Origin of the sequence: Glycocaulis sp., assembly GCF_052168375.1 — a bacterium.
In the GTDB taxonomy this organism is placed as follows: Bacteria; Pseudomonadota; Alphaproteobacteria; order Caulobacterales; family Maricaulaceae; genus Glycocaulis.
This window is the reverse complement of the sequence record NZ_JBQLZR010000147.1, coordinates 1-4,160: the sequence shown is the minus strand read 5'-3', so window position 1 is coordinate 4,160 and position 4,160 is coordinate 1. Positions and strand designations below refer to the sequence as shown.

Genomic DNA, 4,160 nt, shown 5'->3' with positions numbered 1-4,160 from the left:
GCTCTTCTCGGCGGCGAAATCCGTCTTCAAGTCGCTCGACTATTTCTACTTCCACAATTGCATCTATGAGGGCGTGTGGAAGTCCAACCTGCGCCGCCAGTCCGAGACCATGGCGCTCTATGACGTGCTGCACAAATACCCCCACGACTACAAGGTGGTGATCGTGGGCGATGCCTCGATGGCGCCCTACGAGATCACCCATCCGGGCGGTTCGGTGGAGCACTGGAATGCCGAAGCCGGCGCCGTCTGGCTCAAACGCATCGTCGACACCTATCCGCACCTGATCTGGCTGAACCCGCAGCCTGACAAATGGTGGCCGCACACCTATTCGATCGAGGTGATCCGCCAGATCATCGGGCCGCAGCGCATGTTCCCGCTCACGCTCGAGGGGCTTGATGGCGCAATGAAGGAGCTGGCCCGGCGCTAGGCGCGGTTCTCATCACCGCAGATTGCCGCTATCACGCACGCTCAACCGCCGCGCAGCCAGAGGGCTTTCCATGCGAGTTCCTGCCTTGCGGCCCGGTATCACCGACCCTCTGGTCCAGGCGGCGCTGTGGACAGGGGCGATTGGCCTCTTCCTCTATCTGCGCTGGCTGCCGGGGCCGGAGACAATCTTCAATCCGGACGAGTATATTCCGCTGGCCGTTTCCGATGCCATGCGCGCTTCGGGCTGGCTCGATCCCAACTGGGCCAATGCCGCGCTGCCGGACTATTTTCGCTACGACCAGTACAATTTCTATCTCTACATGGTGGCGGCACACGGTGCGATCGTCACCGGCGAGGCGTTCGGCCTCGAGCCGATGCTGTCCGTGCGGATCTTGAACCTTGCTGCGCAGCTGGGCGTACTGCCGCTTCTCTTTGGCACAGTCCTGAAACTGACCGGCTCACGATACGCCGGTTTTGCCGCCATTCTGGTCTTCATCACCCTGCCGATGGCCGTCCACGATGCCGTGATGGCCAGGCCTGAAAGCCTGCTCTATCTCGCCAGTGCGGGCCTGCTCTACGTCTCCACACTGCAATCGCGAAAGCTGTTGCAGCTTGTCCTGTGGGGCGTGGTGATGGCCGCAGGGGTAGGCATCAAGATCACTTTCGCCAGCCTCGCGCCGCTGATTGCTGGCGCCTACCTGATCGGTCAGGGATTTGTCTGGCGCAAGCTCATCACGGATGCGGGGATCGTGATCGCGGTGTTTGTTGCGGCCTCCTTCATCCTGACGCCGTTCATGTTCCTGAACCCGGATGTGACGCTGAACGGGCTGGACTTCCTGATGAACCAGTATGCCGGCGTGCATCCGCCCCACTCGATCCTGCACGGCAATCTGGCCGCCTACGCGTGGCACAATGCCAGCTTCTTCCTGATCGCTGCGCCGTTCATCATCCTCGCCAGCGGGGCGGGGCTGGCCTATGGCACCGCGCGCGAGCGCTTCTGGATCATCACGCTGATGGCCAGTTTTGCGATTCTGCTGGTCTATTTCAGCACGCGCTCCGTCTTCTTCGAACGCAACTATGCCCACGCCCTCCTGCCGGCCATTGCCGCCGGGGCGATGGGGCTTTTCATCCTCAGCCGCCGCTTCACCGTGCCGATGAGCGCCATTGCTTTTGCACTGCTCTTGCTCGTGCCGGCCAATCTCGCCTTGTCGGTGCAGGCCAGCGTGCACCATCGCGAGGATGATCTGGCTCGCTTCGAGGCCCGCCGGGGCGTGACCGGGTATGCGCTGATCCCTGCCTGGCAATCCCTCGACAACCAGCCCGTCCCGGCATGCGGGCGCTTCCATTTCCGTGATTTCGATGACGGGTTCAGCCAGGTCTATCGCCGCAACGCCCTCTATCAGGGCTACAGCATCGATGCCGAGTACCGCTCACGCTTTGTGATCCTGCCGGCCAGCACCTTCCAGGCCTATCTGGAGGCCGGCCATGTCTATATCTCCAAACCGTGCGCCGCTGGCGCAGATCAGGCGGCAGCATCCCCTGCGTGAGGCAGCGCCAGCGCGCTTTCGACGCGGCGCACCCAGCCCTGAACCGCTGGAAAATCCTTCAGATCGAAGCCGCCCTCATGGGCAACACGCGTGTAGGCCACCAGCGCAATGTCCGCGAGGGTCAGTTGCTCGGCGACGAAATACTCGCGCGCCAGGAGCCGCATCTCCATCACGCCGAGCGCCCGGCGGCCCTTGCTCAGAAGATCCGGGTCGAGATCACTGGCGCGGCGGGCATGAAAGCGCAGCTGGCTGCGGCGCACCGCGATATACGGCTCATGGGAGTATTGCTCCCAGAACAGCCACTCCATCATCTTGGCCCGGTCGAACGGATCGGCCGGGATGAGATCGCTACCCTCTGCCAGATAGATCAGGATGGCATTGGACTGAGCAAGCGTCCGGCCGTCTGCGCGTTGCAGCAGGGGCACCTGACCTGCGGGATTGAGGGCCAGAAACTCGTCAGTACGGCTCGCACCCTTGAAGATATCCAGCTCGATCCACTCGAAATCGAGACCCAGATGGCGGGCGGTCCAGAGTGTTTTCAGGCAATTGCCGCTTTCCGTGTGACCATACAGCTTGAACGCGCTCATCATCGGCCTCCCGCCTTGCTGGTGATGCGGCGTCATCCTAGTGAGGCGCTGGCGATTCTGACAGCGCGGCGAAGTGCGGCAGACATCAAGGCTTCCCACCCGGTTCCGCTTGCCTATAAATCCAGCCACGCCGAACAGGGTTTGCGACATGTTGCCTTTTGATCCCGACGACCTCAGCCAGCGCACCGCGCCGCAGGATTGCTCCAGCATGGCAGAGGTGCGTGACGGCGTGGACCGGCTGGACCGGGCCCTGATCGGGCTGATCGCAGAGCGCACGCGCTACATGGACGCTGCAGCCCGCATCAAGCCGTCACGCGACGTAGTACGGGATGAAGACCGCATTGAGGATGTGATTGCCAAGGTGAAGGCGGCAGCGCGTGCTGCAGGCGTGCCCGAAACGCTGGCCGAGCCGGTCTGGCGCGAGCTCGTCGAGCGCTCGATAGCCCATGAGTTACAGGTGTGGGACGCCACCCGCGAACCGCGATAGGGCCGCCCATTTACTTGTCAGGCTGCGCGCCGGTCCAGCTCGGTCCGGATAGCGCCAAGTGTCTCGTTGGCCACCACCCGGATCGCTTCAAGCGCCTGTGGGTCATTGATGCGGGCCTCCTGGGCGGCACATACCTCACCCAGCGCCATTGCCCCGACGCCCCTTGCCGCGCCTTTCAACGTGTGAACCAGGCGCTGCCACAGCACACCATCATCGCCTGCGCGCTCCAGCGCATCGAGAGTGGAGACGATCTGGCCGCGCAAAAGGCCGTACAGCTCGACTTCCAGCGCGACATCGCCGCCCGTATAGCGATGCAGGTGTGCGCCATCGAGCAGCGGCGCTTGCGCGCCTTTCCGGTTAGTGTCGAGCATGCGGCATCCGATCAGTTTGAGATCGGCGAAGTGTGCGCCCGCCACCTTAATGGCAGCTTCACAAACATTGTTAACAAAGGAACAAACCGCACTTCTTTTCCGTTGCGCACTGGCATGTACCGTTACGGCGGCCTAGGTATGGGCTGAGGACCCGCAACGGGCAGACCCCTCTCGACCCGCTACCAAACGGAGCCGAACCATGCTGAACCGGCGTACCATGCTGCTGACCACCGCCACGCTTCCGGGCCTGGCGCTCACCTCCTCACTGGCCAGCGCCCTCACCATTCATTCCAGCAATCAGGAGAACCCTGTCATGAGCGCATTTTCGCTTCCCGATCTTCCCTACGCCTATGACGCGCTTGAGCCGGTCATCGATGCCGAGACCATGGAGTTGCACCATTCGCGTCACCATCAGGCCTATGTAAACGGCCTCAATGGCGCGCTGGAAAACCGCTCCGACCTGCAAGGCACCTCGCTTGAGGACATTCTGAGCCAGGTCTCCGGCCTGCCCGGCGCCTTCCGCAATCATGGCGGCGGCCACTGGAACCACACTTTCTTCTGGGAAAGCATGACCGCCCCCTCCAATAGCGGCGCGCCGAGCGGCGCCTTCGCCGATGCGATCAACGCCAAGTTCGGCTCTCTGGACGAGATGAAGAACCAGTTCAATTCGGCCGGTGCCGGCCAGTTCGGTTCCGGCTGGGCCTGGCCCATCGTCAACGGCAATGGCGAGCTTGAAATCACC

At 62.6% G+C, this 4,160-nt stretch carries 5 protein-coding genes and 1 pseudogene; 4 read left to right on the top strand and 2 right to left on the bottom strand.

Translation table 11 applies throughout. From position 1 onward, the window contains the following. A pseudogene (locus tag ACTS2Z_RS05860) lies at nt 1-427 on the top strand (VWA domain-containing protein); the annotation flags it as partial. Between the two features lie 70 nt (nt 428-497). Beyond that, on the top strand, nt 498-1,973 hold the full coding sequence (locus tag ACTS2Z_RS05855; RefSeq protein ID WP_442572284.1) for a hypothetical protein: 1,476 nt from the start codon (nt 498-500) through the stop codon (nt 1,971-1,973). On the opposite strand, the gene ACTS2Z_RS05850 is transcribed toward ACTS2Z_RS05855, so the two are convergent. After that, nucleotides 1,949-2,560, bottom strand: coding sequence for a glutathione S-transferase family protein (locus tag ACTS2Z_RS05850; RefSeq protein WP_442572285.1), 612 nt, complete (start codon nt 2,558-2,560; stop codon nt 1,949-1,951). The two genes, ACTS2Z_RS05855 and ACTS2Z_RS05850, sit on opposite strands and share 25 nt — an antisense overlap. A gap of 148 nt (nt 2,561-2,708) precedes the next feature. On the opposite strand from ACTS2Z_RS05850, the gene ACTS2Z_RS05845 reads away from it, so the two are divergent. After that, entirely contained in the window at nt 2,709-3,047 is a 339-nt protein-coding gene (locus tag ACTS2Z_RS05845) for a chorismate mutase (protein WP_442572283.1), read from the top strand. A 17-nt stretch (nt 3,048-3,064) separates the two neighbouring features. On the opposite strand, the gene ACTS2Z_RS05840 is transcribed toward ACTS2Z_RS05845, so the two are convergent. Then, nucleotides 3,065-3,463 (bottom strand): Hpt domain-containing protein, encoded by a 399-nt coding sequence (locus tag ACTS2Z_RS05840; RefSeq protein WP_442572282.1) that lies wholly within the window; start codon nt 3,461-3,463, stop codon nt 3,065-3,067. Nucleotides 3,464-3,617: 154 nt separating this feature from the next. On the opposite strand from ACTS2Z_RS05840, the gene ACTS2Z_RS05835 reads away from it, so the two are divergent. Further along, a partial coding sequence (locus ACTS2Z_RS05835; protein WP_442572281.1) for a superoxide dismutase occupies nt 3,618-4,160 on the top strand: 543 nt, incomplete at its 3' end.

Coding starts and splice junctions, on each gene's coding strand:
- ACTS2Z_RS05855 (WP_442572284.1), top strand. CDS start 498: ATGCGAGTTCCTGCCTTGCGGCCCGGTATCACCGACCCTCTGGTCCAG.
- ACTS2Z_RS05850 (WP_442572285.1), bottom strand. CDS start 2,560: ATGAGCGCGTTCAAGCTGTATGGTCACACGGAAAGCGGCAATTGCCTG.
- ACTS2Z_RS05845 (WP_442572283.1), top strand. CDS start 2,709: ATGTTGCCTTTTGATCCCGACGACCTCAGCCAGCGCACCGCGCCGCAG.